At 64.6% G+C, this 20,669-nt stretch carries 15 protein-coding genes; 4 read left to right on the forward strand and 11 right to left on the reverse strand.

The annotated features are described in order from the left end of the window. Positions 1-14: 14 nt before the first annotated feature. The 11 genes from LOY67_RS27595 to tagH all read right to left on the reverse strand — a co-directional run bounded on the left by LOY67_RS27595 (position 15) and on the right by tagH (position 16,420). Entirely contained in the window at positions 15-1,760 is a 1,746-nt protein-coding gene (locus tag LOY67_RS27595) for a formylglycine-generating enzyme family protein (RefSeq protein WP_265065272.1), read from the reverse strand. Continuing rightward, entirely contained in the window at positions 1,753-2,949 is a 1,197-nt protein-coding gene (locus LOY67_RS27600) for an ABC transporter permease (protein WP_265065273.1), read from the reverse strand. The genes LOY67_RS27595 and LOY67_RS27600 overlap by 8 nt, the downstream gene beginning before the upstream one ends. Next, a complete protein-coding gene (locus LOY67_RS27605; protein ID WP_320110022.1) occupies positions 2,949-3,665 on the reverse strand; it encodes an ABC transporter ATP-binding protein in 717 nt (238 codons plus the stop codon). The genes LOY67_RS27600 and LOY67_RS27605 overlap by 1 nt, the downstream gene beginning before the upstream one ends. Continuing rightward, positions 3,665-6,778 carry a serine/threonine-protein kinase gene (locus tag LOY67_RS27610; RefSeq protein ID WP_320109999.1) on the reverse strand — a complete coding sequence of 1,038 codons (3,114 nt, stop codon included), beginning with the start codon at positions 6,776-6,778 and terminating at the stop codon, positions 3,665-3,667. Before LOY67_RS27610 ends, LOY67_RS27605 begins: the two co-directional genes overlap by 1 nt. Beyond that, a complete protein-coding gene (locus LOY67_RS27615; RefSeq protein WP_265065275.1) occupies positions 6,775-7,506 on the reverse strand; it encodes a PP2C family protein-serine/threonine phosphatase in 732 nt (243 codons plus the stop codon). Before LOY67_RS27615 ends, LOY67_RS27610 begins: the two co-directional genes overlap by 4 nt. After that, complete coding sequence (tagF, locus tag LOY67_RS27620) at positions 7,507-8,160, reverse strand: type VI secretion system-associated protein TagF (RefSeq protein ID WP_265065276.1); 654 nt, start codon at positions 8,158-8,160, stop codon at positions 7,507-7,509. Beyond that, positions 8,157-11,657 (reverse strand): type VI secretion system membrane subunit TssM, encoded by a 3,501-nt coding sequence (gene tssM / locus LOY67_RS27625; protein WP_265065277.1) that lies wholly within the window; start codon positions 11,655-11,657, stop codon positions 8,157-8,159. Before tssM ends, tagF begins: the two co-directional genes overlap by 4 nt. After that, positions 11,654-12,958, reverse strand: coding sequence for a DotU family type VI secretion system protein (locus LOY67_RS27630; protein ID WP_265065278.1), 1,305 nt, complete (start codon positions 12,956-12,958; stop codon positions 11,654-11,656). Before LOY67_RS27630 ends, tssM begins: the two co-directional genes overlap by 4 nt. A 6-nt stretch (positions 12,959-12,964) precedes the next feature. Next, positions 12,965-14,299 carry a type VI secretion system baseplate subunit TssK gene (tssK, locus tag LOY67_RS27635; RefSeq protein WP_265065279.1) on the reverse strand — a complete coding sequence of 445 codons (1,335 nt, stop codon included), beginning with the start codon at positions 14,297-14,299 and terminating at the stop codon, positions 12,965-12,967. Between the two features lie 15 nt (positions 14,300-14,314). Then, positions 14,315-14,821 carry a type VI secretion system lipoprotein TssJ gene (tssJ, locus tag LOY67_RS27640; protein ID WP_144929075.1) on the reverse strand — a complete coding sequence of 169 codons (507 nt, stop codon included), beginning with the start codon at positions 14,819-14,821 and terminating at the stop codon, positions 14,315-14,317. A 63-nt stretch (positions 14,822-14,884) separates the two neighbouring features. Continuing rightward, a complete protein-coding gene (gene tagH / locus LOY67_RS27645; protein WP_265065280.1) occupies positions 14,885-16,420 on the reverse strand; it encodes a type VI secretion system-associated FHA domain protein TagH in 1,536 nt (511 codons plus the stop codon). A gap of 418 nt (positions 16,421-16,838) precedes the next feature. Here tagH and tssA point away from each other — a divergent pair, with 418 nt between their 5' ends. The 4 genes from tssA to LOY67_RS27665 all read left to right on the forward strand — a co-directional run bounded on the left by tssA (position 16,839) and on the right by LOY67_RS27665 (position 20,612). Beyond that, positions 16,839-17,876, forward strand: coding sequence for a type VI secretion system protein TssA (gene tssA / locus LOY67_RS27650; protein ID WP_265065281.1), 1,038 nt, complete (start codon positions 16,839-16,841; stop codon positions 17,874-17,876). Between the two features lie 81 nt (positions 17,877-17,957). Next, the gene (gene tssB, locus LOY67_RS27655; protein WP_003177230.1) at positions 17,958-18,464 is read left to right on the forward strand and encodes a type VI secretion system contractile sheath small subunit; all 507 of its coding nucleotides are present in this window, start codon (positions 17,958-17,960) and stop codon (positions 18,462-18,464) included. Positions 18,465-18,466: 2 nt separating this feature from the next. Beyond that, positions 18,467-19,963, forward strand: a complete 1,497-nt coding sequence (tssC, locus tag LOY67_RS27660) for a type VI secretion system contractile sheath large subunit (protein ID WP_265065282.1) — start codon at positions 18,467-18,469, stop codon at positions 19,961-19,963. A 160-nt stretch (positions 19,964-20,123) separates the two neighbouring features. Next, positions 20,124-20,612 (forward strand): Hcp family type VI secretion system effector, encoded by a 489-nt coding sequence (locus LOY67_RS27665; RefSeq protein ID WP_053150341.1) that lies wholly within the window; start codon positions 20,124-20,126, stop codon positions 20,610-20,612. Positions 20,613-20,669 lie beyond the last annotated feature (57 nt).

A 20,669-nucleotide genomic window follows, 5' to 3' on the forward strand; every position in this document is an offset into this window, starting at 1 on the left:
CCGACATTGAGCACTCAGGACCGCAGGGCGCTCGTTGCCAGCAATTCCTTCAATATCGCCGCCGGGTCGGCTCGTTTTTGTTGACGATAATCCCCGACATGGCGAACGAATAACGTGGCGCGTGCCACTAGGCTCTTGCCCAGCACCGGCTTGCGCTCCATCTCCTCCTTGATGCGTTGAAACTGCGCCTGGATCACGGCATCGGTGTAGCGCGTGCCGGTCGCCAGGTTGTCGATATAGATCGCCACCGCGCCATCCAGCGCGCTGCGGCCGTTGTCGATGGCCGTGGCGAATAGCTGCGCGCTGGCATCGTCCTTGGCATCCACCGCCGTCTGATGACTGCGCTGCAGATTGGTCAGGCGGATGTTGTAGTTGTTGACGGTCTCGGCCACCAGGGCCGCTGACTGGATCAGGTTGCCGGCCGCTTCCTCGCGCTGTTGGGCGATGAGCGAGACGTTGCGCTTGAGCTCTTCGTTGACCAGCCCCAACTCGGCTTGCAGGCGCGGGTCGACGCTGGCGGCGATGATGCTGTCCAGGCGTTTGGTCGGATCCTGGGCGTCGTCGATGGCATCGGTCAGGGACGCGAGGCGACCTTCTTTCTGCCATTGGGCGAACAGTTCCTTGTAACGCGAACGCGGCGCCGACAACGCACCGACCGCCACCCGGAAACCGGTGGTTTCGTTGCTCTGCTCGGTGCCGTCGGCGGCGAACAACGGGTATTCCCGGCGCATGCCGGTGAACAACGTGCCCTCGCCTTCCAGGTAGTTGCCGCCCTTGACCACGAAGCCGCCGTAGGCGCCCTGGCGTCGTCCGGAATGCACCAACTGGAAGGATTCCTGGACCATCTCGGCGGCGTTGCCGATCACGTCGAACAGGCCGATGGGGTTCGGCAACCTGGTGCCGATGGGCATCAGTCGCGCCGCCTGGCCGGTGCCACCGGCGACCTGATTGAACACCGCCCAATCGGCCAGCGGCCCGTCGCCTTCACTGCCTTCCGCACGCCGAGGGAACAGACGCCCTTCCAGATCCTGACGGCTGACGGCTTGCCCGCCACGGGCGGCGAATTCCCACTCGACTTCGGTGGGCAGGCGCACGAAGCCCAGCCCGCCGTCTTCGGCGGAGGTGCCGCGACCGCTCACCGGCAGCAGGTCCTTGTGGTATTTCATCAGCCAGGCGCTGTACACCGCCGAGAAACGTTCCGCCTCGAACTTCGACAGCTTCACCTTGGGCAGACGCCCGGCCATGCCTTGGGGCAAATCGGCTTGCAAGGCCTCGCAGGCCGGTGCCGGTTCGCCACTGGCCAGGGATTGCGCCTGGGCCATGACCTGGGCGTACTGGCGCGCGGTGACTTCGTACTTGCCGATGAAATACAGCATCGGCTTGAGCGGGGTCTGGGCGTCGGTCTTGGGCATCAACGGCGTGATGGTCTTGTTCCAGTCCTTGGGCAGGTCCTTGAGGGTGAACTGGCCGTTGATGAAGTCGCGCCGGTAACCGGAAATGAACGACTGCTGGTAGCCGGCCTCGTCTTCGCTGAACGGGTAGCCCAGGCTGATCTCGCGATCATCCAGGGTGCCCTGGGCGAGGATGTAGACGTAACGGAACACCATCTGCCCATCACACGGCAGCGGCAGGCTGACGTCATCGGGCAACGGCTTGGGATTGTCCAGCTTGTCAGTGCCTTCATCGGCGCTGGCTATGTTGCTCAGAGCGACCATACCGGCCAGACTCAGCGCCACGGCGGCGCCCAATAACTTATACATCGCGGATTCCTTCAGACGCCTGGATGCGCGCCACCCGCCAGCCGCCACAGGCCGCCGCCACGGCGCTGACGCCGAGCACGGCCAGCAGGGCCAGGGTGTAGTGACGCAGCAGCAGATGGCTGGCGTACTCGCCCGGCATCTGCGCAAATAAATGATTCAGACCCGACTGCGCCAAGCCGTAAAGCCCGACACTCAGCAGAGCCGCAAGACCGGCGCTGTACAGCGCCTGCAACACCACGAACAGCAACAGCGCGGCGGTGGACACCCCCAGCAGGCGCAGCACCGACAGCTCCCGGCGCTTGCGCTCGACCGCCGCCAGCGCCCCGGCAAAAATCGCCGCGAATGCCCCCGCCAGCGCCAACCCGGCGATGATCCAGAACACGATCGACAGGTTGCGGCTCAACGATTGCACTTGTGCGATGGTCTGGGCCTGGGTCGATACCAACAGATTCTGCGCCACGAAATACTGCCGCAGCGGCTCCACATCGCCGAGTCTGCGTGCGTACAGGCGAAACGCCGGATAGACCCGCTGCCCGGCCACGCCCGCCGCATCGCCCGGCCAGCCGAATGCGGGCACGGCACGCCCATCGCGGTAATCCTCAGCGGCCTCCAACAAGGCCAGCGGTGCGAACAAGCCGTCACGGGCGAAGGCCTCTAGTGGCAACACGTGCAGCACCCGCACCCGGGTCCGCTGCGCCTCACTGCGACCGGCCACCTGCCGACCAAAACTGGCCTGCAACCAATCGCCGGCCTTGACCCCGAGTTTTTCGGCAGCGGTCTGGCTGAGCACCACCTCATCCAGCCCTTGGGGCAACGGCAGGTGCTCGAGCAAGGGGTCGTTGGCGGCGGTGGGGATCATCTCGACGGTGACGGCCGCCGTCGCGTTGTTCAGATCTGCGGTGGCGGCGATCTGCCGGGTGCGCGGCAAGGCGAACGACACATCGTTGCGCCGGCCCAACTGCTCGATGAACTCGGCGCTGAAGCGACCACCGCCCAGGGGAATGATTTCCCGGGTGGCCGGATCATTCTGCAGGCGCTCGGTCAGGCTGCTGACCAGGCCGAATTTCAGCCCGAACAGCACCAGCAACGGCGCCACCACTGCTACCAAGGCCAGCACCGAGCAAGCCGACAACCACGCGTCGTTGCGATAGTCCTGCCAGGCCAGAGAAGCCACCAGCGCGCTGCGCATCAGCAAGCCTCCCCGAGGGTGGCAGTGACGCCGCCGTCGACGTCGCGCCGGCAACTGATGCGCCGCACCTGCAAACCGCTGGCGCGGGCCAGGGCTTCATCGTGGGTAGCAACCACACAGCACACACCGCTGTCGCGGGCCTGGGTCACCAGCAATTGCATGACCCGCTCGGCGTTCAACGGGTCGAGGGCCGCCGTCGGCTCATCCGCCAACAGCAGGCGCGGTCCGTGGGCCAGGGCCCGGGCGCAACTAACCCGCTGGCGCTGGCCGACGGAGAGGTCCGCCGGTTTCTTGTCCAGTTGATCAGCGATGTCCAGTTGTCCGGCCAGACGCGTCACGCTGCCGTCATCCTTCAAGCCGAGCAGTTTGCGCGACAACTCAATGTTGCCGCGCACATCCAGGAACCCCAACAACCCGCCGGTTTGCAGCACATACCCCAGGTGCCGGCTGCGCAGCTCCGCCAGCGCACTTTGCTCGGCGCCACGCCATAGCCTGGCGATGTCCAGCGTGGTGTTGGCGGGGGCGAAGTCGAACTGCCCGGCCTGATCCGGCGCCAACACCAGCGCGAGCATGTCCAGCAGCGTGCTCTTGCCGCAGCCGCTGGGGCCGACCAGCGCCAGTTGCTCACCGGCACGCAGTTGCAGCCGTGGGATCACCAGGCTGTAGCGCTGGCTGCCGGCGCCCCGGCTTTTGTGCACTGCGCTCAGGTTCAGCATCATGGCAAGGTCGACAGCGGAACGCGGTACAGGGCATCGCCCGGCTCGGCGTCACCGAAGCGAACCCAGTTGGCGAGGTCGTTGTGGAAGGTTTCGTAGAGGCGGATTTTCGAATCCAGCTCGTCGATGAAATCTTCCTGCTCGGCCACGCTCAAGGACAGCCACAGGTCCTGGGTCATGCTCAGCGACTTGCTGCGGTACGGCAGCCCCTCCAGGTACTCACCGAGGATGCCGCCATCGGCCAGGTTGCCGCCCTTACGCAAGGCCGAGGGATCGCGGCTCATGTAGGCGCTGGCGCTGGCGATTTCCTGGAAGAAGTCCTTGGGCGAACTCTGGGTCTTGCGGGCCGCGTCGACGATCAGTTTCAGCGACTGTTGCAAATCGTTGAGTTGCAGCTTGGTCAGCATCACACAGACCTGGAACGCCGGCAGCGCCGGGTTGGTCAGGTCGCGGTCGGCGGTCCAGGCGCTGACCAGTTGCGGTGCCTGGCTGGCGGCCTTGCGTCCGAGGAAATCCATGTGCATGGCATAACCGACCGCCGCCGACTTGTCGGCCAGGCTCGGCGCGGCGCCCAACTGCGGAACCGCCTGCGCCTTGTTGCTGCGCACTTGATGCACCAGGTCGGCGAACACCGTGCCGATCTCGTCCACCCGCTCGCCGAGCTTGTGCACATCCGCGCCGGCGACAGGAATGTACAGATCGCCGATCTGCGGGTTGGCGTCGGCGGTCAGGGTGCGGTACTGGCTCTGGGCGCCGGCGTGGGTTTTCTTGCCGGCGTCGCTGAGCAGATGCAGGGCGTAGATCTTGATCTGCTTGCCCAGCGCCGCCTGACGGACCTCGGCCTCGTTCATTTGCGTGGTGGCAAACGGATCGTTCTTGCGCAAAGCACCGGCGTCGGTAATCAGCAGGATCAGGCGCCCGCCATAGCCGGACCAGTCCATGCCCTCGACCGCTTCCATGACCCCGGCAAACGCATCCTCGTTGAACGAATGGCTCGACACCGTGGACGCCTTGACCTGCCGCGCGAGGTCGAGGAAGCGTTGCGGATCGCGGCCCTGCTCCAGGGTGATCAGGGTCTTGGCGACGTATTCCAGGCCTGGGGTTTTCTTGGTGCTGTTGCGGAACCCCACCAAGCCGAAGCTGACACTGTCCAGCTCGCCGCGCTCGGCGATGCGGGTCTGCAGCTCATGGACCACGTCGCGCACCTGATCGATGTAGGGCTGCATGGACACGGTGGTGTCCACTACCAGCACCACCGCAGTGCGGAACGCATCGGCGTTGGCGGTCAGGATCGGCGTGTTGTTGGACGCTGCCCGGGGGGTGTTGCCGGGATCGATGGACGCCACGTTGAGCAACTGCACCGGCTGGCCATTCTCGTCAAAGCTCTCGCGGGAGTCGAAGATCGGCAACAGGTAGAACTGGTTCTGCGGCACGGCATTGGCGGCCGGTTCCAGGGCCAGCACTTGCTGGTTCTCTTCGCGGTTCTGCTGGGCCTTGAGCAGTACGTTCTTGGCGTTCGACGGGTTGGCCAGCAGTTTTTCCACTTCACCAGGCTGACGCAGGAACATCACCGGCGCGCGACCCGAGCGCTCGGTGAACTTGAGCACCAGGCTCTGTTTCCAGTCGCTGAGCTGGGCCGCCGGCAACCAGCCGTCGCTGCGCCCGTCCGTGGCGGCGCCGACCCGCACCCAGGCGCTGCCATTGACGTCCTTGCGCTGATACACGTAGAGCACCGAGAACGCCGGCAACTCCTTGCCCGGCGCAGCGCCCGGTTCGGCGGCGAGCTTCGCCCCCGGCTTGCTGAGCACCCGCTGGAACAGGGTTTTCTTGCCGGCCATCAGCAGTGGACGCTGGCCGCCATCGGCTTCCGTCGCTACAGGAGGATTGACTGGCGGTGCCACGGGCGGCTTGACCGGCGGCGCTTCAGGGCTCTTCACCAGAGGCGTCTCAGGCGCTTTTACCGGCGGCTTGCTGGACGAAGCCGTGGATGCCACGGACTGCTTGGTGGTTTTGCCACTGTCACCGGACAACCACCAATACCCCGCGCCACCCAACGCCAACGCCACGGCCACTGCAACGGCGGCAAGGGCGAACACCGGGGTCTTGCGCGGCGGCGCAGCGGCAGGTCGCTGGGGCGGGCTCACCGGCGGCGCGGTTGGTTTCGGTTGTGGCTGTGGTTGCGATTGGGGCTGCGCGGGGCCGCTCGGGATGTCGATGGACATCGGCGTCAGCCCCGCAAGGTCATCCCGGGCCGGTTGCGGCGGCACGGGCAGCGGCAGCGGTCGGATCAGGGTCGCCTCAGCCGAATCCGCCGGCAGGTTATCCAGGGCCCGCAACAGCGCAGCCGCGTCCGGGAAACGCTCCGCCGGATCCTTGGCCAACAGCTTGCGCAGTACTTCCTGGTAACGGCCGTGGTGCACCGGCAGTTCCGGCAACGGTTCGGTCAGGTGGGCCAAGGCCGTGGACAGCGCGTCGTTGCCGATATACGGCAGCTTGCCAACGAGAATTTCGTAAAGCACCACCCCCAGGGCATAGAGGTCGGCGCGGCCGTCGATGTCCTGCCCACGAGCCTGTTCCGGGCTCATGTAGCTGGGCGTGCCTACCGCGAAACCGGCCTGGGTGAACTGGGTGCGGTCGTCCAGGGATTTGGCGATGCCGAAGTCCGAGAGCACCGCCGTACCGTCGGCACGGAACAGAATGTTGGCCGGCTTGACGTCGCGGTGCACCAGGCCCAGGCCATGGGCGTAACCCAGGGCCGAGGCGATCTGGCGAATGTAGATCAGGCCCTGCTCCGGCGTCAGGCCGGCGGCGATGCGCTCCTTGAGCGTGCCGTTGGGCAGGTATTCCATCGCCATGTAGTACAGCTCACCGACATTGCCGATGTCATGGATGGTGACGGTGTGCGGGTGCGACAGGCGCGCCAGGGTCTTGCCTTCGCGCAGGAAACGCTCGCAGAACGTCGGGTCGGCGGCCAGCGCGGCGGCCATGACCTTCAACGCCACCTTGCGCTCCAGGGAGCGCTGGGTTGCCAGGTACACGCTGGCCATCGCGCCTTCGCCGATCTCGCCGTCGATGTCGTAGCCAGGGATCTGGATGTTCAGAACGGGGTTCATGACGGCACCTTCACAACCACCACGGTGATGTTGTCCGGCGCGCCGCGCATCAGCCCCAGGGACACCAGGCTGCTGGCGATTTCGCCGGGTTCGTCGTGGCTCAGCACTTCACGGATCTCTTCGTCTTCGACGGTCTTGGTCAGCCCGTCGCTGCACAGCAGGTAGCTGTCGCCGGGTACCAGCAGCAGCTCGGTCATCGCCAGGTTCAACTGCGCCTCGACGCCGATGGCGCGGGTGACGATGTTGGCCCGTGGGTGCACCCGGGCTTCGGCTTCACTGAGCAGGCCGCTGTCCTGCAGGTCCTGGACGTAGCTGTGATCCCGGGAGATGCCTTCCAGCATGCCGTCGCGCAGGCGATACAAGCGGCTGTCACCGGCCCACAGGCACATGCCGCGCAGGTCACGGATGGCGAGTACCACCACAGTGCTGCCCATCATGGTCACGCCACGGTTGGCGGTTTCTTCCCGCACGGCGGCGTTGACCCGTTGCAGGTCGCTTTGCAGCGCCGCGACGTATTCGTCCAGCGAACGGCCCACGGCAATGTTGCGCAGGCTGTCGACGATCAGGCTGCTGACGTAGTCGCCCGCCGCGTGCCCGCCCATGCCATCGGCGACCACCCAGAGGCCGTTTTCCGGCAGGTCCAGACACGCGTCTTCGTTGACCTGACGGACCATGCCGACGTGGCTTTTGCTTGCAGACTTGCAGGCTTTCCCAGCACTTGGACGCATCTACACAACACCTTCTTGGCCGAGCAAAAATTGCGCAAAGTCAGCCGCGGCCGGCAGGCCCTGGCAGCGCATCAAACCGGGCGCGATGCGCTCCGAACCCTGGCCCCACCACAGGCTCGCCCCTTCGCAGGCCGACTCGGCCAGGGCACTCATGCGCCGCTGCGGGTCGGTGGCATCGAAGCGATGCAGGCTGGCAAACCGACTGCTCGGGACGCGTGGCAAATACATCGGGCTGCCGAGGCTTTCCAGTTCCGCACCGAAGGCTTCGAACGTGGCCTCCACGCTCAACGTGTTCAGCAGCAGGTTCTCCACCCGCTCGAACCACTCGTCCCCGCCGCCGACCACCGACGCCGGGTCCGCGTCAGGCTCCAGCAGCACCGCGACCGTCAGCGGGAAATAGCGCCCGACCCGGTCGATACTCGGCATCACCACCCCAACCGCAGCGTCCGGCCCACACACGCCCGGCGCGACCATGAAGCGCCACAGCGGGCTGACCAGATAGGCATCCAGCCAGCGCTCGCCAAGGCTGGTCTGGCTGGCGAGCAGACCGGCCGCCAGCCACGAATCCCATGGGCCGATAAAGCTCTGGGGCAAACCACGGCTGACGAAATCCCCGCGGCTGGCCAACTTTCCATAGAAACCCGCTGTACTCATAGCCGCTCCGGCAGGCTGAAACCGCTGAGCACGCGGCTCTTGAACGGGTTGAAGGCGCTGTTGGCCCGCAGCTCATAAGACGCGCTGGCGTTATCGACCCGCAACCGCAGGTTGAAGCGATCCGGCGAGTTGCCGGCGGTCAGGTCCGATTGCTCCAGCAGCCGGAACCAGGCCCATGGCCCGTCCAGGGTGATGCCGGAGCGGCCGTTGGAGGGCGGTGGCATGATCGAGACCCGCACCACGCCGATGCTGCCCGGGTTCGGCCACTGCATGGCGGTGGGGCGGCTCGGGCCGTGGTCATAACTCAACTGTTGGCCGTCGAGATCGAGCAGGAACTGGGTGATGGTCGAGTCCATCGCCACCGGCTTGAGCTCGAAGCGCACCATCGGCTGGGTGCCGCCGGAACGGAAGAACGCATCGCGGATGCTCGCCGCGCGCTGGAAGGTCTGCAGCACGCCAGGGGCGATGCCGAGTTTCTGCGCCGCGCCCGGTTGCCAGCGCCAGGTCGGTGTGGAGGTGTCGACGTAGGGTTGCAGGTACTTGCGGAAGTAGTTGTCCATCACCCCGCCGACGCCGAAGAACTGGCCGAAGTCATCGAGGGTCGCGTCCCGCGCACTGCCCGGCGACATCGGATAACGCCCGGCCAGGGACTGGCGGTAAATGTTCACCACTTCGCTGGTCCAGGCGGCGTTCAGTTGATTGCGCACCCCGCCCATCATGGTGTTGGTGGTGGAGTTGACCACCGACTTGACCAACCCCTGCACCAACGGCGGCTGACGTTCGGCGTTGAGGCTGACCCGCGTCGCGGCAGCGCTCGCCTGGTTCTTGGCCTCGCCAAGCAAGGCCTCGCCACTGGCGCCGACCATGGCACTGACCTGCACGTACAGGGCATTCATGTCGGCCAGCAGGCCATCGATGGCCGCCGGTTCACCGTCGTTCTTGCTGACGATGCTGTTGAGCTCGGCAAAGTGCGCCGTGATCGGATCGTCGCTGGCCTGCGGTGCGTTCTGTGTCGCCTGTTCCTGGCCGAGCAAGCTGCCCAGGCGCTCCTTGAGCTTGTCCACCCCGCCCTCCACCGGCGCGCCCTGGGCGGCCAGCAGGCGTTCGTCCTGTTGCAGGTCGGTTTCCTTCGCCACCGCCACCAACAGCTTTTTCAACGGCGAGGTCGGCCCGGAAATCACCCGCAGCACGTCGGCGGCCTGGGCCACGCTGGTGATCGGCACGAAGTCGATATCGGCGAGCAAGGCATCCCATTGCCGCTGGTAGTCCTGGAAATACAGCCGGCGTACATCGGCGGCCAGGCTGGCGACGTTCTGCTGATCGGCCTCTTCGTGCCCCAGCACCCATTGCTCTTCGGCCAGGGTGCCGGTCTGGCTCAGGCTGGTAAGCAAAAAGCCCTGGCGGTAACCCTTGACCGTGAAGAACCCGCTCAACGGCTCGCCCAACGGCTTGCCGCTCTTGCGGCTGAACACCAACGCGGCGTCACGCCCGGCGGCTTCGTTGATGCGGAAGTCCGGGATGCCCTCGGGCAGTTTCTGCCGCTTGATCCGGTCGTAGACACGCTGGGCCACGGGCAGTTGCTGCAACTGCCGGCGCAGGTCTTCGATCAGCCGCGGGTCCAGCCGCGCAGTGGGTGGGCGCCGCTCGAACAGCGATTGCAAATGCTCGCTCAGGGCCAGCCGCTGTTCAGCCGGCAAGTCACGGGGCAGGCTGCGATCCCAATCCAGGGCAATCCAGGCTTTGACGAAGTCAGCATCGTAATGCTCGTTGTCGGCGAGCATCAGGTAGGCCTTCAAGCCTTCGTAGAGGAAATCCGAATTGCCGCCGCTGTGCAGTTGCTCTTCGATGCGCGTCAGCAGACGCGGCGCGAACACCGCGATCAGCAACTTGCGATAGACGCTGCCGGACTCGGCCTCCAGCATGTCGCCCTGGTACAGGCCCAGGCCCTCGGCCCAATCCGGTGCATCGCCCGCCAGGTGTTTCACGGCGTTGAGCAACGGCAGCACCGCCAGTACATCGCGTTGTGCGGGGCTGAGGTTCTGCACGGTCTGGCCCAGTGGCGCGACCTTCTGGTCGACCTGGGCAATGTACGCCTGGTTGGCGCGGTAGCTGACCCACCACAACGTGCCGACCACCAGCACCACCGCCACGGTGGAAGCCAGTACGCCCCGGGCGATCCACTTGCGCCGACGCTCGACCTTCGGATCGACGCCCACCAGCCCGCGCTCGGCGAAGGCCACGGCAGTGAACAGTTTTTCGATGAAGTAGCTGCGCCCGGTGCCGGTCTGGCGCGCCAGATGCTGGCGGTCCAGGTTCATGCTCTGGGCCATGGCGCCGATCAGCCGGTCGATCGGGCTGCCTTCCTGGGTGCCGCTGGTGAAATACACACCGCGCAGCAGCACACGCTCTTCGAAAGCGTTGGGTTTGAACACGCCGTCGAGGAAGCTTTGCAGGCAATCCTTCAACGCGCCGAACTGCTGCGGGAAACCGTAGATCAGATCACGTCGCGCCGGATCGCGCTCTTGCTGCAAGCGTTCCACCAGACGGTCGTTGAGGCGCTGCTCGAGGCCGGTGAATTCGCTTTGCAGGTGCGCCAGCGGGCTGTCGTTGCTCTTGCCATCGTCGAGGGCGAAGGTCATGCCCCAGACCTGGGCGCGCTCTTCCTTGCTCAGGGTGTCGAAATACTCCATGAACCCGGGCACCAGGTCGAGCTTGGTCAGCATCAGGTAGACCGGGAAGCGCACACCCAGTTGGGTGTACAACTCCTGGATGCGCAGACGAATCGCCGCGGCATGGGCGGCGCGCTCGGCGTCGCTGCCCAGCAGCAGGTCGGACAGGCTGATGGCGATGAACGCGCCGTCAATCGGGCGACGGGCGCGCTGTTTTTTCAGCAGGCCCAGGAAGCCCAGCCAAGCGGCCTTGTCGATGGTCGCGTCGCTGTCCTGGGTGGTGTAGCGGCCGGCGGTGTCGAGCAGGACGGCCTGGTCGGTGAACCACCAATCGCAATTACGGGTACCACCGACGCCGCGCACCGCACCGGCGCCCAACTGCGCAGCGAGCGGGAAATGCAGCCCGGAGTTGACCAGCGCGGTGGTCTTGCCCGAGCCCGGCGGGCCGATGATCACGTACCACGGCAGCTCATAGAGGTTACGGCGCTCGTCACCGCCCAGCTTGGCTTTCTTGAGCAATGCCAGGGCTTCGTCCATGCGCTGGCGCAGGGTTTCGAGTTCTTCGGCCGTGGCGATGCTGGTGGGGTCGGGTGGCGTCTGTGCGGCCAGGCTGCGCATGACTTCGGCAGCCTGGCGGCGGGCCTGGATGATGCGGAACACGCGGTAGGCGATCCACACCGCGAACACCAGGATGATCAAGGTCCAGCGCCGGCCTTCGGGCACCAGCCAGTCCAGCAGCGGGCCGACGAACCAGATGATCAGGCTCAGGGCGATCAGCCCCAGCAACGGGATGACCCAGCGGATCATGAAACTGAAAAACGCCTTCACTCGACTCCCTCCGCCAATACGGTGATTTCAACCCGACGGTTGCGTGCACGCCCTTCCGTGGTGGCGTTGGACGCCAGTGGTTCGGTGTCGCTGCGGCCTTCGGCGCTGAAGCGCTCGGGCTGGCCGGTCTTGGCCGACAGAATCTGCAGCACCGACTGCGCCCGCGCTTCGGACAAGGCCCAGTTGGACGGGAAGCGCAGCGTGGCAATCGGCCGATTGTCGCTGTGGCCGGTCACCAGGACCTGGCCCTTGACCTTGCGCACCGCATCGGCAATGCGCAGCATCAACGGCTCGAAATCGTCCTTGATGCTGGCGCTGCCCGAGGCGAACAGTTCGTCGCCACGGATGGTCACCACCGAACGGTCGACGGCGTCTTCCACCGCGATCCGGTTGGCCCGGATTTCATCAGCGAGGAAACCGGCCAGGCGTGGTCGCTCGACCACTTTCGGCTGCACCACGGGGCGGTCGATGGTCTGCACCGGGATTTCGCCCAGGAAGTGGATGTTCTTGAACACCGGTTCTGCATCCGCGGCGAGTTTCATGCGCAGACCGAACAACAGCGCCAGCAGCAAGGCCGCGCCGATGGCCACGGCGATCCATGGCGGCATGAATTGCGCCAGTCGATCACGCGCCACGGTGACGCCGCGCCAATGGGGCGACAGCTCGCGCTCGTAGTCGCCACGGGCACTGCGGATCACCGCACTGGTGCGTTCGCGCAGGGCTTCGAGCTGGCTGCGACCGTCGTTCATCACCCGGTAGCGGCCCTCGAAACCGAGGCACATGCACAGGTACAACAGCTCCAGCAGGTACAGGCGCTCCCGCGGGCTTTGCAGGCAATGTTCCAATAACTGGAAGACTTTCTCGCCGCCCCAGGCTTCGTTGTGCACAGTGATCAACAGGCTCTGCTTGCCCCAGTCACTGGTGCCACCCCACGGCGTGCTCAACACCGCTTCATCCAGCGCGGTGCACAAGGCGTAGCGCGCCAACAGCACGTCGTTGCGCACCACGCCCGCCGCCTCGGCACGCTCTTCGAACTGGCGCAGGTAGGCCAGCAGTTGTGCGCGCAGGCTGGCCGGTGCCGGGTGCGCGATGGTGCTGCGCAGGCGCGTCAGCAGGGCCAGCAGCGGGCCGGCGGCGCTTTCCAGCGGATTGAGGCCCTGGGCCTTGCCGGTCAACACCGGCGCGGCCGGCATCGACAGCGGCGCGGGTGCGGGCTGAGGGCGACCGGCATCCGGGCGGAACGGATCCGCGCCACGGCCACCGGGCGTTGGCATGAACTGGGTACGATCGTCATTGCTCATCGCGGTTTATCCTCGGATCGCCCAGAACGCCAGGTTCAGCCCTGGGAACTGGCCGGCAATGTGGAACGCAAAGCCGCCGGAGTTGCTCAGTTGCTGCCAGTGGTCGCTGCCCCGGTCGAGTTCGTAATAGGTCGATCCGGCGTGGTACGGCAGCTGACGTGGCGCCACCGGCAACGGCAGCAAGCCGATGCCCGGCAATTGCAGGTTGACCAGATCACGGATGTGCTCCACCGAACCGACCTTGCTCTGCTGGCCGAAACGGCCGCGCAGGGTTTCGGCGGGGACGTCGGCGCGCACCACCAGGATGAAACTGGCGTTGTCGAGCAAGGTCTTGTCGGCCAGCATCGCCACGTGGATGCCGTAGGCTTTCTCGACAATCGGAATCGGCGTGGCCTTGCTGTCGATCAGCATCGACAAGGCCTCACGCAACGCCTGCATCACCGGCGTAAAACTCAGCACCAGGTCGTCGTGTTGATATGCCGGGTATTCCTGCGGTCGTCGCCCGGACGCGGTGAAGGTCGAAAACTCTCCAGCCAGGGCCACCAGCTCGCTGTAGAACCGCTCGGGGTGCAGCGGGCTCAACTGGCTCAGGTGCTGGATCAGCGGCTGGGCGCGGTTGACCAGTTGCAGCAGCATGAAGTCGGCGATCTCCGAAGCGCCACCGGCACCGGACGCCACCACCCGCCCGGCGAGGGCTTCGCCACGTTGATGGAGCAGGCCCAGCAGTTCGCTGCGAAACGCCGCCAGCGGCTTGGAAGCGACCACGTCCAGCAGCGGCGGGATGTAGGTGTCGTCGAGCACCAGGGCGCGGTCGGCGCGCTTCTCCTTGATGCGCACCACGCCGACGGCGGCGTAATCGCCGATGCCGTCCTGGGCGGTCAACAAACGCAGCGCCCGCGAACCGAGGGCCACCGGGGCGCGGTTCTCGAACGGTGCGTTGTCGTCGCGCACTTCACTGACCTGGCTGACGTAGCGCGCAGCGCCCAGGGGCTCGCCTTCATCGACGGTGTCACGGGCGCCGGCGCGCTTGAGCGGCAGGGCCAGGTACACCAGGCCATCGCGCAGGTTGTCGTCGATGTTCAACGGGGTGGGCGCCACGTCGTCCTGGGGGATGTTGAAGGGCGTGCCGTCCGGCAACAGGCCGCGGGCCGAAATGATCGCCAGCTTGCCCTGGGCCAGCAGGCCCTGGTCGATCAGCAATTCGGAAAAACCCCAGGCACCGGCCGACAGCGGGCGGCTGCGGGCGTCGATGAGGTTTTCCAGGTAACGGTCGTGCTGTTGGAAGTGCTGCGTTCCGATGAACATGCCTTCCGACCAGACCACGCGATTGTTCCAGGACATGGGGGCTCCGATTGCTTATTGGGCAGGGCTGGATGGGGGAACGACGACGTCGCTGCGCACGGCGCGCACATCGAGGCTGATCTGGTATTCGGTGTAGGCGCGCGGCGGCACATTCAACACCGTGCGCCACAACGACTGATCCAGCTCGCGGTAGCCCACCAGAATGCCAATGTGGCGGGTCGATGGGTCGAGGTCGCGTTGCAGGCTCAACTGCTGGCCGGGCTGGATCAGCACTTCGTCCTGATCGATCAGATCGGCGCCCAGGGTCGCCTGGGCCCGCTCGGCCAGGGCGAAATAATCGGAGCGGCCGAAGGTCGCCGCATTCTTCAATTCGAAAATCCGCACCCGTACCGGGGCCGGCTGGCCGGTGGCACCGGGGTTGAGACCGTTGATGGCGTGGAAGTGCAGCTCGACGGCGGCGGTATCGGCCTCAGCCTCTTCGGGCTGGGGTTTGGCCGCATCCTTGGCACACGCCGTCAACAGAAGCGCGGTGGCAACTGCGAGTAAAAACCTGGGAATCATCCTGCGTCCTCAATGACGTTTGAGCTATCCGTTGTTTGTCTGAAGGGTTATGGACAGCGACGCTCAACGGCGTCGCTGTCGGGTACTGTGTTCTTCGTAGGCACGACTGAATTCACGACCGAACAGGTCCTGGAAATCCTCCTGGGCTTCCCGGGAAATATTGCTGTAGAGCTCGGTAAACTGCTGCCAATACTGAGCCTGTCGCGAGCCGCTGAAAATCCCCGACAGCCCGCCGGGCTTGCCCATGCGTTCTTCCAGTTGCGCCGGCTCGAAGCGCGCCAGCAAATGTTTGATCGCCGCTTCCACGCCGGCCATCACCGCCAGTTGGTGAGCGCGCAGGTCATCGAAGCTGTCACGCACGGCCGCGTCCGGGGCCATGAACGCCTGGTTGCCATGACGCAATAGCAATAGCAGGGCTTCATCGACGTTGGGGGCAAACTTCAGCGGGTTGTTTTCCACCGGTTGGATCATCGTTTGCTGGATCCGGAATTCACCCTTGAGGCTGCTGCGGGCGCGCAAGACGTCGATCAGGCCTTCGACCATCAACCGATAGCTGCGCCCGATGCTTTCCATCTGCGCCTCGGCCTGGGCCTTGTCCAAGCGCAACTGCTCCAGGCCGGCGCCGCGCAGGAAGGCTTGCAGCAGGTCGGGTTGGGCGGCGTCGACCGGAACGGCCGGCGTGGCTGGCATGACTGGCGCAACTGGCGGCTCGACACGGGCCAGCGGCGGCTCGGGCAGCGGCGCAGGTTCGCTCGGTATGCGGATATCCGCCAGGTTGAACTCGGCGACACTCGTCTCAGGGGCGAAAATGTCAGGCAGCGGGATCGGCGGCTCGGGTACTTGCGGCACGGCGATCGAAACCGGTTCGACCACCGGCAGTTGTGCAACCGGCGGCGCGGCGACGGCTACCGGGGCCACGGTCACGGGCGCCGGCTTGTCGCTGAACAGGTCCCAATCCTCAGGAATCACCGAGGCCGAACTCATCGCTACAGGTTCGACCACGGGCGGCGGGCTGGGACGGGGAATCGGCGTCGGCGGACGGAAATCATGCTGTTGGGCCGGCACATGATCCGGTTGGGTGGCCGGCGGCACGCTGGACGGCGCGAGGAAATCGAACAGGTCGGGCATGGTGTCCATGGCGGACACGCCCTGGAACTGCGCCGGCGGAACCATGGCGATCGGCGCGGGGGTATTCACCGCAGCGCCCTGGCGCCCCATCAGGGCCTCGAAGCTGCTGGAGGATTCGGCAAAGGGGTTGCTGTCGGTGACCGGCAGGTTGAAGTCGACGCGGGCCTGGATTTCATAATCGCCGATGCGGATGATTTCGCCATCCTGCAGGGGTTCACTGTTGCCTTTGCGCAGACGAATACCGGTCTTGACCAATTCCACGCCATTGGTGCTGTTATCGGTTAAATAATACCGGCCGTCTTTGTATTGAATAACGCAATGTTTACCGGACACCAAGCGTTCAGGATCCGGTAATACCCAGTCATTATCGGAATTACGGCCAATTGCCATCACTCCCTGGTCCATGGACTTTTCAGAACACTGACCGGGAGTAATCTTGTGATAACTAGTGATAGTCAAACACAGTGGCATTTCGCCTCCTTGCTGAATACTTTCGCACGTCTGCGCGTGCGGGTGAGCCGAGGGGGAAATTCGCCTTGGGACTCACCGGAAAACCCTGCAAACAACCGCGAAACGGCTTTTTGCCAGCATGATGGCTGATATTAACCGGCCTGCATGACAAAAAACCGCTCTCAGTACCTTCCCAGACCTGCCAGTCGCGCGGGTTGTTAAGCGCCTCACAACTGTAACAGAGTGGAAATAGCTTACCTTGACAAGCGATAAGTACTACACCAAAAATGCACAACTTCTTGAATATCAATGATGGCACTTTAAGATCATCAAGCATCTAATGGGCCATTACCGTCAAGGGACATGCGAAGTTCCACCCGGAACTTGCGTGTGAACTGCCCGACTCATTGTTCAGCGGGCGATAGGGAGATCGATCCAAGTGGATGTGCCTTTGTTGCTCGCCGCCGTTTCCGCGAACTCGCCTTGTGGCGAAGACCTGGAATATGACGCGGATTTCCTGCGCCTGGAGCGTGATTCCCGAGGCCAACCCGAGCGCAGCATGGGCGACTCGATATTGCCCGCCGAGCCTCCCGAGTGGCGCAGCATCCAGCAACAGAGCCTGGACCTGCTGCAACGCAGCAAAGACCTGCGCATCACCCATTTCCTGTTGCAAAGCTCCCTGGCCCTCGAAGGCCTTCCAGGCCTGGCCCGCGTCCTGACGCTGATCAGCGAATTGCTCAAGCAATACTGGGCCGACCTGCACCCGCGCCTGGATGCCGATGACGACAACGATCCCACCGTGCGCATCAATGCCCTCGCCGGCCTGACGTCCGATGTCACCATCCGTCTGCTGCGCGAAAGCATCCTGGCCCGGTCGCGCACTTTCGGCGCCGTCAGCCTGCGCGCCGCCGCCAACGCCAGCGGCCTGCAAAGCTTCGCCGACGAAAGCCTCGGTGCCGAACAGCTTGCCGGCGCGTTGCTCGACAGCGATCCCGAGCAGTTGGAAATCACCCGTGCGGCGCTGCTGGAAGCCCGCGCCGCCGCCGAAGCCATCGAACAGCAGGTCAGCGATCAGGTCGGTTCCGCCCAGGGCGTGGACCTCGGTCCGCTGAAGCAGCCCCTGAAGATGGCCTTGCAGATCCTCGGTCAATTCGCCCCGCAGAGCGGCGACAGCAGCCTGACCGAGACTGCCGCCGACGACAGCGCCGCGCCGGCTGAATACACCAGCGCGCCGAGCGCACCGCGCAACACCGGCACGAGCACCGTCAGCGGTGAAATCAACAACCGCGACGATGTGCTGCGCAGCCTGGACCGGATTCTTGCCTACTACACCCGTCACGAGCCCTCCAGCCCCCTGCCGGTGCTGCTGAATCGGGCGAAGAATCTGGTGCACGCCGACTTCGCGGCCATCGTGCGCAACCTGATTCCCGACGGCATGAGTCAATTTGAAAACCTGCGCGGCCCGGACAGCGAATAACAGCAAGCGGATCACGCAGTCACGTCACCGGCCCCACCGGATGACGCCAACACCGTCGCTCAAGCGACCAGGAGCAGCAACGTGGCGAAGCAAAGTTCTCAGAAATTCATCGCGCGCAACCGCGCGCCTCGAGTGCAGATCGAGTACGACGTCGAGCTCTACGGCGCCGAGAAGAAGGTCCAGTTGCCCTTCGTCATGGGCGTAATGGCCGACCTCGCCGGCAAGCCTGCCGAGCCTCTGGCACCCGTGGCCGACCGCAAGTTCCTTGAGATCGACGTCGACAATTTCGACTCGCGCCTCAAGGCCATGCAACCACGCGTAGCGTTCCATGTGCCCAACGAACTGACCGGCGAAGGCAACCTGAGCCTGGACCTGACATTCGAAAGCATGGACGACTTCAGCCCGGCCGCCGTGGCCCGCAAGGTCGACTCGCTGAACAAGTTGCTCGAAGCACGCACCCAACTGGCCAACCTGCTGACCTACATGGACGGCAAGACCGGCGCCGAAGAAATCATCATGAAGGCGATCAAGGACCCAGCGCTGTTGCAGGCCCTGGCGAGCGCGCCGAAGCCAGCACAGGATCAATGATCATGACCGACAATACCGCCCGCGAAGGCGCACAGAACCTCGGCGCGACCGAAGAAACCAGCGAATTCGCGTCCCTGCTGCTGCAAGAATTCAAGCCCAAGACCGAGCGCGCCCGCGAAGCGGTCGAGACCGCCGTGCGCACGCTGGCCGAACAGGCCCTGGCGCAGACCGACCTGGTGTCCAACGACGCCATCAAGTCGATCGAGTCGATCATCGCCGCCATCGACGCCAAACTCACCGCCCAGGTCAACCAGGTCATCCACCACCCGGACTTCCAGCAGCTGGAAAGCGCCTGGCGTGGCCTGCACTACCTGGTCAACAACACCGAGACCGATGAGCAGCTCAAGATCCGCGTGCTCAATATCTCCAAGCCCGACCTGCACAAGACCCTGAAGAAATTCAAGGGCACCGCGTGGGACCAGAGCCCGCTCTTCAAGAAGATGTACGAAGAAGAATACGGCCAGTTCGGCGGCGAGCCTTATGGCTGCCTGGTAGGCGACTACTACTTCGACCAGTCGCCACCGGACGTGGAGCTGCTGGGCGAACTGTCGAAAGTCTGCGCGGCGATGCACGCCCCGTTCATTTCCGCCGCCTCGCCGACCGTGATGGGCATGGGCTCGTGGCAGGAACTGTCGAACCCGCGCGACCTGACCAAGATCTTCACCACGCCGGAATACGCCGGCTGGCGCTCGCTGCGTGAATCGGAAGACTCGCGCTACATCGGCCTGACCATGCCACGCTTCCTGGCGCGCCTGCCATACGGCGCCAAGACCGACCCGGTGGAAGCCTTCGCCTTCGAAGAAAACACCGACGGCGCCGACAGCTCGAAATACACCTGGGCCAACGCCGCCTACGCGATGGCAGTAAACATCAACCGTTCGTTCAAACACTTCGGCTGGTGCTCGCGCATCCGCGGCGTGGAGTCCGGCGGTGAAGTGGAAAACCTGCCGGCCCACACGTTCCCGACCGATGACGGTGGCGTGGACATGAAGTGCCCGACCGAGATCGCCATTTCGGACCGCCGTGAAGCGGAACTGGCGAAAAACGGTTTCATGCCGCTGCTGCACAAGAAAAACACCGACTTCGCCGCGTTCATCGGCGCCCAGTCGTTGCAGAAACCGGCCGAATACGACGACCCGGACGCCACCGCCAACGCCAACCTGGCCGCACGCCTGCCGTACCTGTTCGCCACCTGCCGGTTCGCCCATTACCTGAAGTGCATCGTGCGCGACAAGATCGGTTCCTTCAAAGAGAAGGACGAGATGCAGCGCTGGTTGCAGGACTGGATCCTCAACTACGTCGACGGCGACCCGGCGCACTCCACCGAAACCACCAAGGCCCAGCACCCACTGGCAGCGGCCGAAGTGATCGTCGAAGAAGTCGAAGGCAACCCGGGGTACTACAACTCCAAGTTCTTCCTGCGCCCGCACTACCAGCTCGAAGGACTGACCGTGTCGCTGCGCCTGGTTTCGAAACTGCCTTCGGCAAAGGGCGCGTAATCCGACCCCTTGATGTGATCGTTCCCACGCTCGGCGTGGGAATGCCGCCCGGGACGCTCCGCGTCCCTGGAACGCAGAGCGTCCCAAGATGCGTTGCCACGCAGAGCGTGGGAACGATCGACACAACACAACGTGGTTAGAAACCACACAGGGAGAAAACATGGCTGTTGATATTTTCATCAAGATCGGCGACATCAAGGGCGAGTCCATGGACAAGGCCCACAAGGACGAGATCGACGTCCTGAACTGGAGCTGGGGCATGTCCCAGTCCGGCAACATGCACACCGGCAGCGGTGGTGGCGCCGGCAAGGTGAACATCCAGGACCTGTCGCTGACCAAGTACGTCGACAAGGCTTCGCCGAACCTGATGATGCACTGCGCCAGCGGCAAGCACATCGACAAGGTCAAGTTGACCGTGCGCAAGGCCGGCGGTGAAAGCCAGGTCGAGTACATGATCATCAACCTGGAAGAAGTGCTGATCACCTCCCTGAGCACTGGCGGCTCGGGCAGCGATGATCGCCTGACCGAAAACGTCACCCTGAACTTCGCCAAGGTGCTGGTGGACTACCAGCCGCAGAAAGCCGACGGCACCAAGGAAGGCGGTCCGGTCAAGTTCGGCTGGAACGTGCGTCAGAACGTCAAGGTGTAATCGAACACGCCCCCGGTGCCACGCGCCGGGGGTGTTTGGTGCTTGCTCTCATCCAAT

It is taken from the genome of Pseudomonas sp. B21-056 (assembly GCF_026016325.1).
In the GTDB taxonomy this organism is placed as follows: Bacteria; Pseudomonadota; Gammaproteobacteria; order Pseudomonadales; family Pseudomonadaceae; genus Aquipseudomonas.

Coding starts and splice junctions, on each gene's coding strand:
- tagH (WP_265065280.1), bottom strand. CDS start 16,420: ATGCCACTGTGTTTGACTATCACTAGTTATCACAAGATTACTCCCGGT.
- LOY67_RS27615 (WP_265065275.1), bottom strand. CDS start 7,506: ATGCGTCCAAGTGCTGGGAAAGCCTGCAAGTCTGCAAGCAAAAGCCAC.
- LOY67_RS27595 (WP_265065272.1), bottom strand. CDS start 1,760: ATGTATAAGTTATTGGGCGCCGCCGTGGCGCTGAGTCTGGCCGGTATG.
- tagF (WP_265065276.1), bottom strand. CDS start 8,160: ATGAGTACAGCGGGTTTCTATGGAAAGTTGGCCAGCCGCGGGGATTTC.
- LOY67_RS27610 (WP_320109999.1), bottom strand. CDS start 6,778: ATGAACCCCGTTCTGAACATCCAGATCCCTGGCTACGACATCGACGGC.
- LOY67_RS27605 (WP_320110022.1), bottom strand. CDS start 3,665: ATGCTGAACCTGAGCGCAGTGCACAAAAGCCGGGGCGCCGGCAGCCAG.
- tssC (WP_265065282.1), top strand. CDS start 18,467: ATGACCGACAATACCGCCCGCGAAGGCGCACAGAACCTCGGCGCGACC.
- tssJ (WP_144929075.1), bottom strand. CDS start 14,821: ATGATTCCCAGGTTTTTACTCGCAGTTGCCACCGCGCTTCTGTTGACG.
- tssK (WP_265065279.1), bottom strand. CDS start 14,299: ATGTCCTGGAACAATCGCGTGGTCTGGTCGGAAGGCATGTTCATCGGA.
- LOY67_RS27630 (WP_265065278.1), bottom strand. CDS start 12,958: ATGAGCAATGACGATCGTACCCAGTTCATGCCAACGCCCGGTGGCCGT.
- LOY67_RS27600 (WP_265065273.1), bottom strand. CDS start 2,949: ATGCGCAGCGCGCTGGTGGCTTCTCTGGCCTGGCAGGACTATCGCAAC.
- LOY67_RS27665 (WP_053150341.1), top strand. CDS start 20,124: ATGGCTGTTGATATTTTCATCAAGATCGGCGACATCAAGGGCGAGTCC.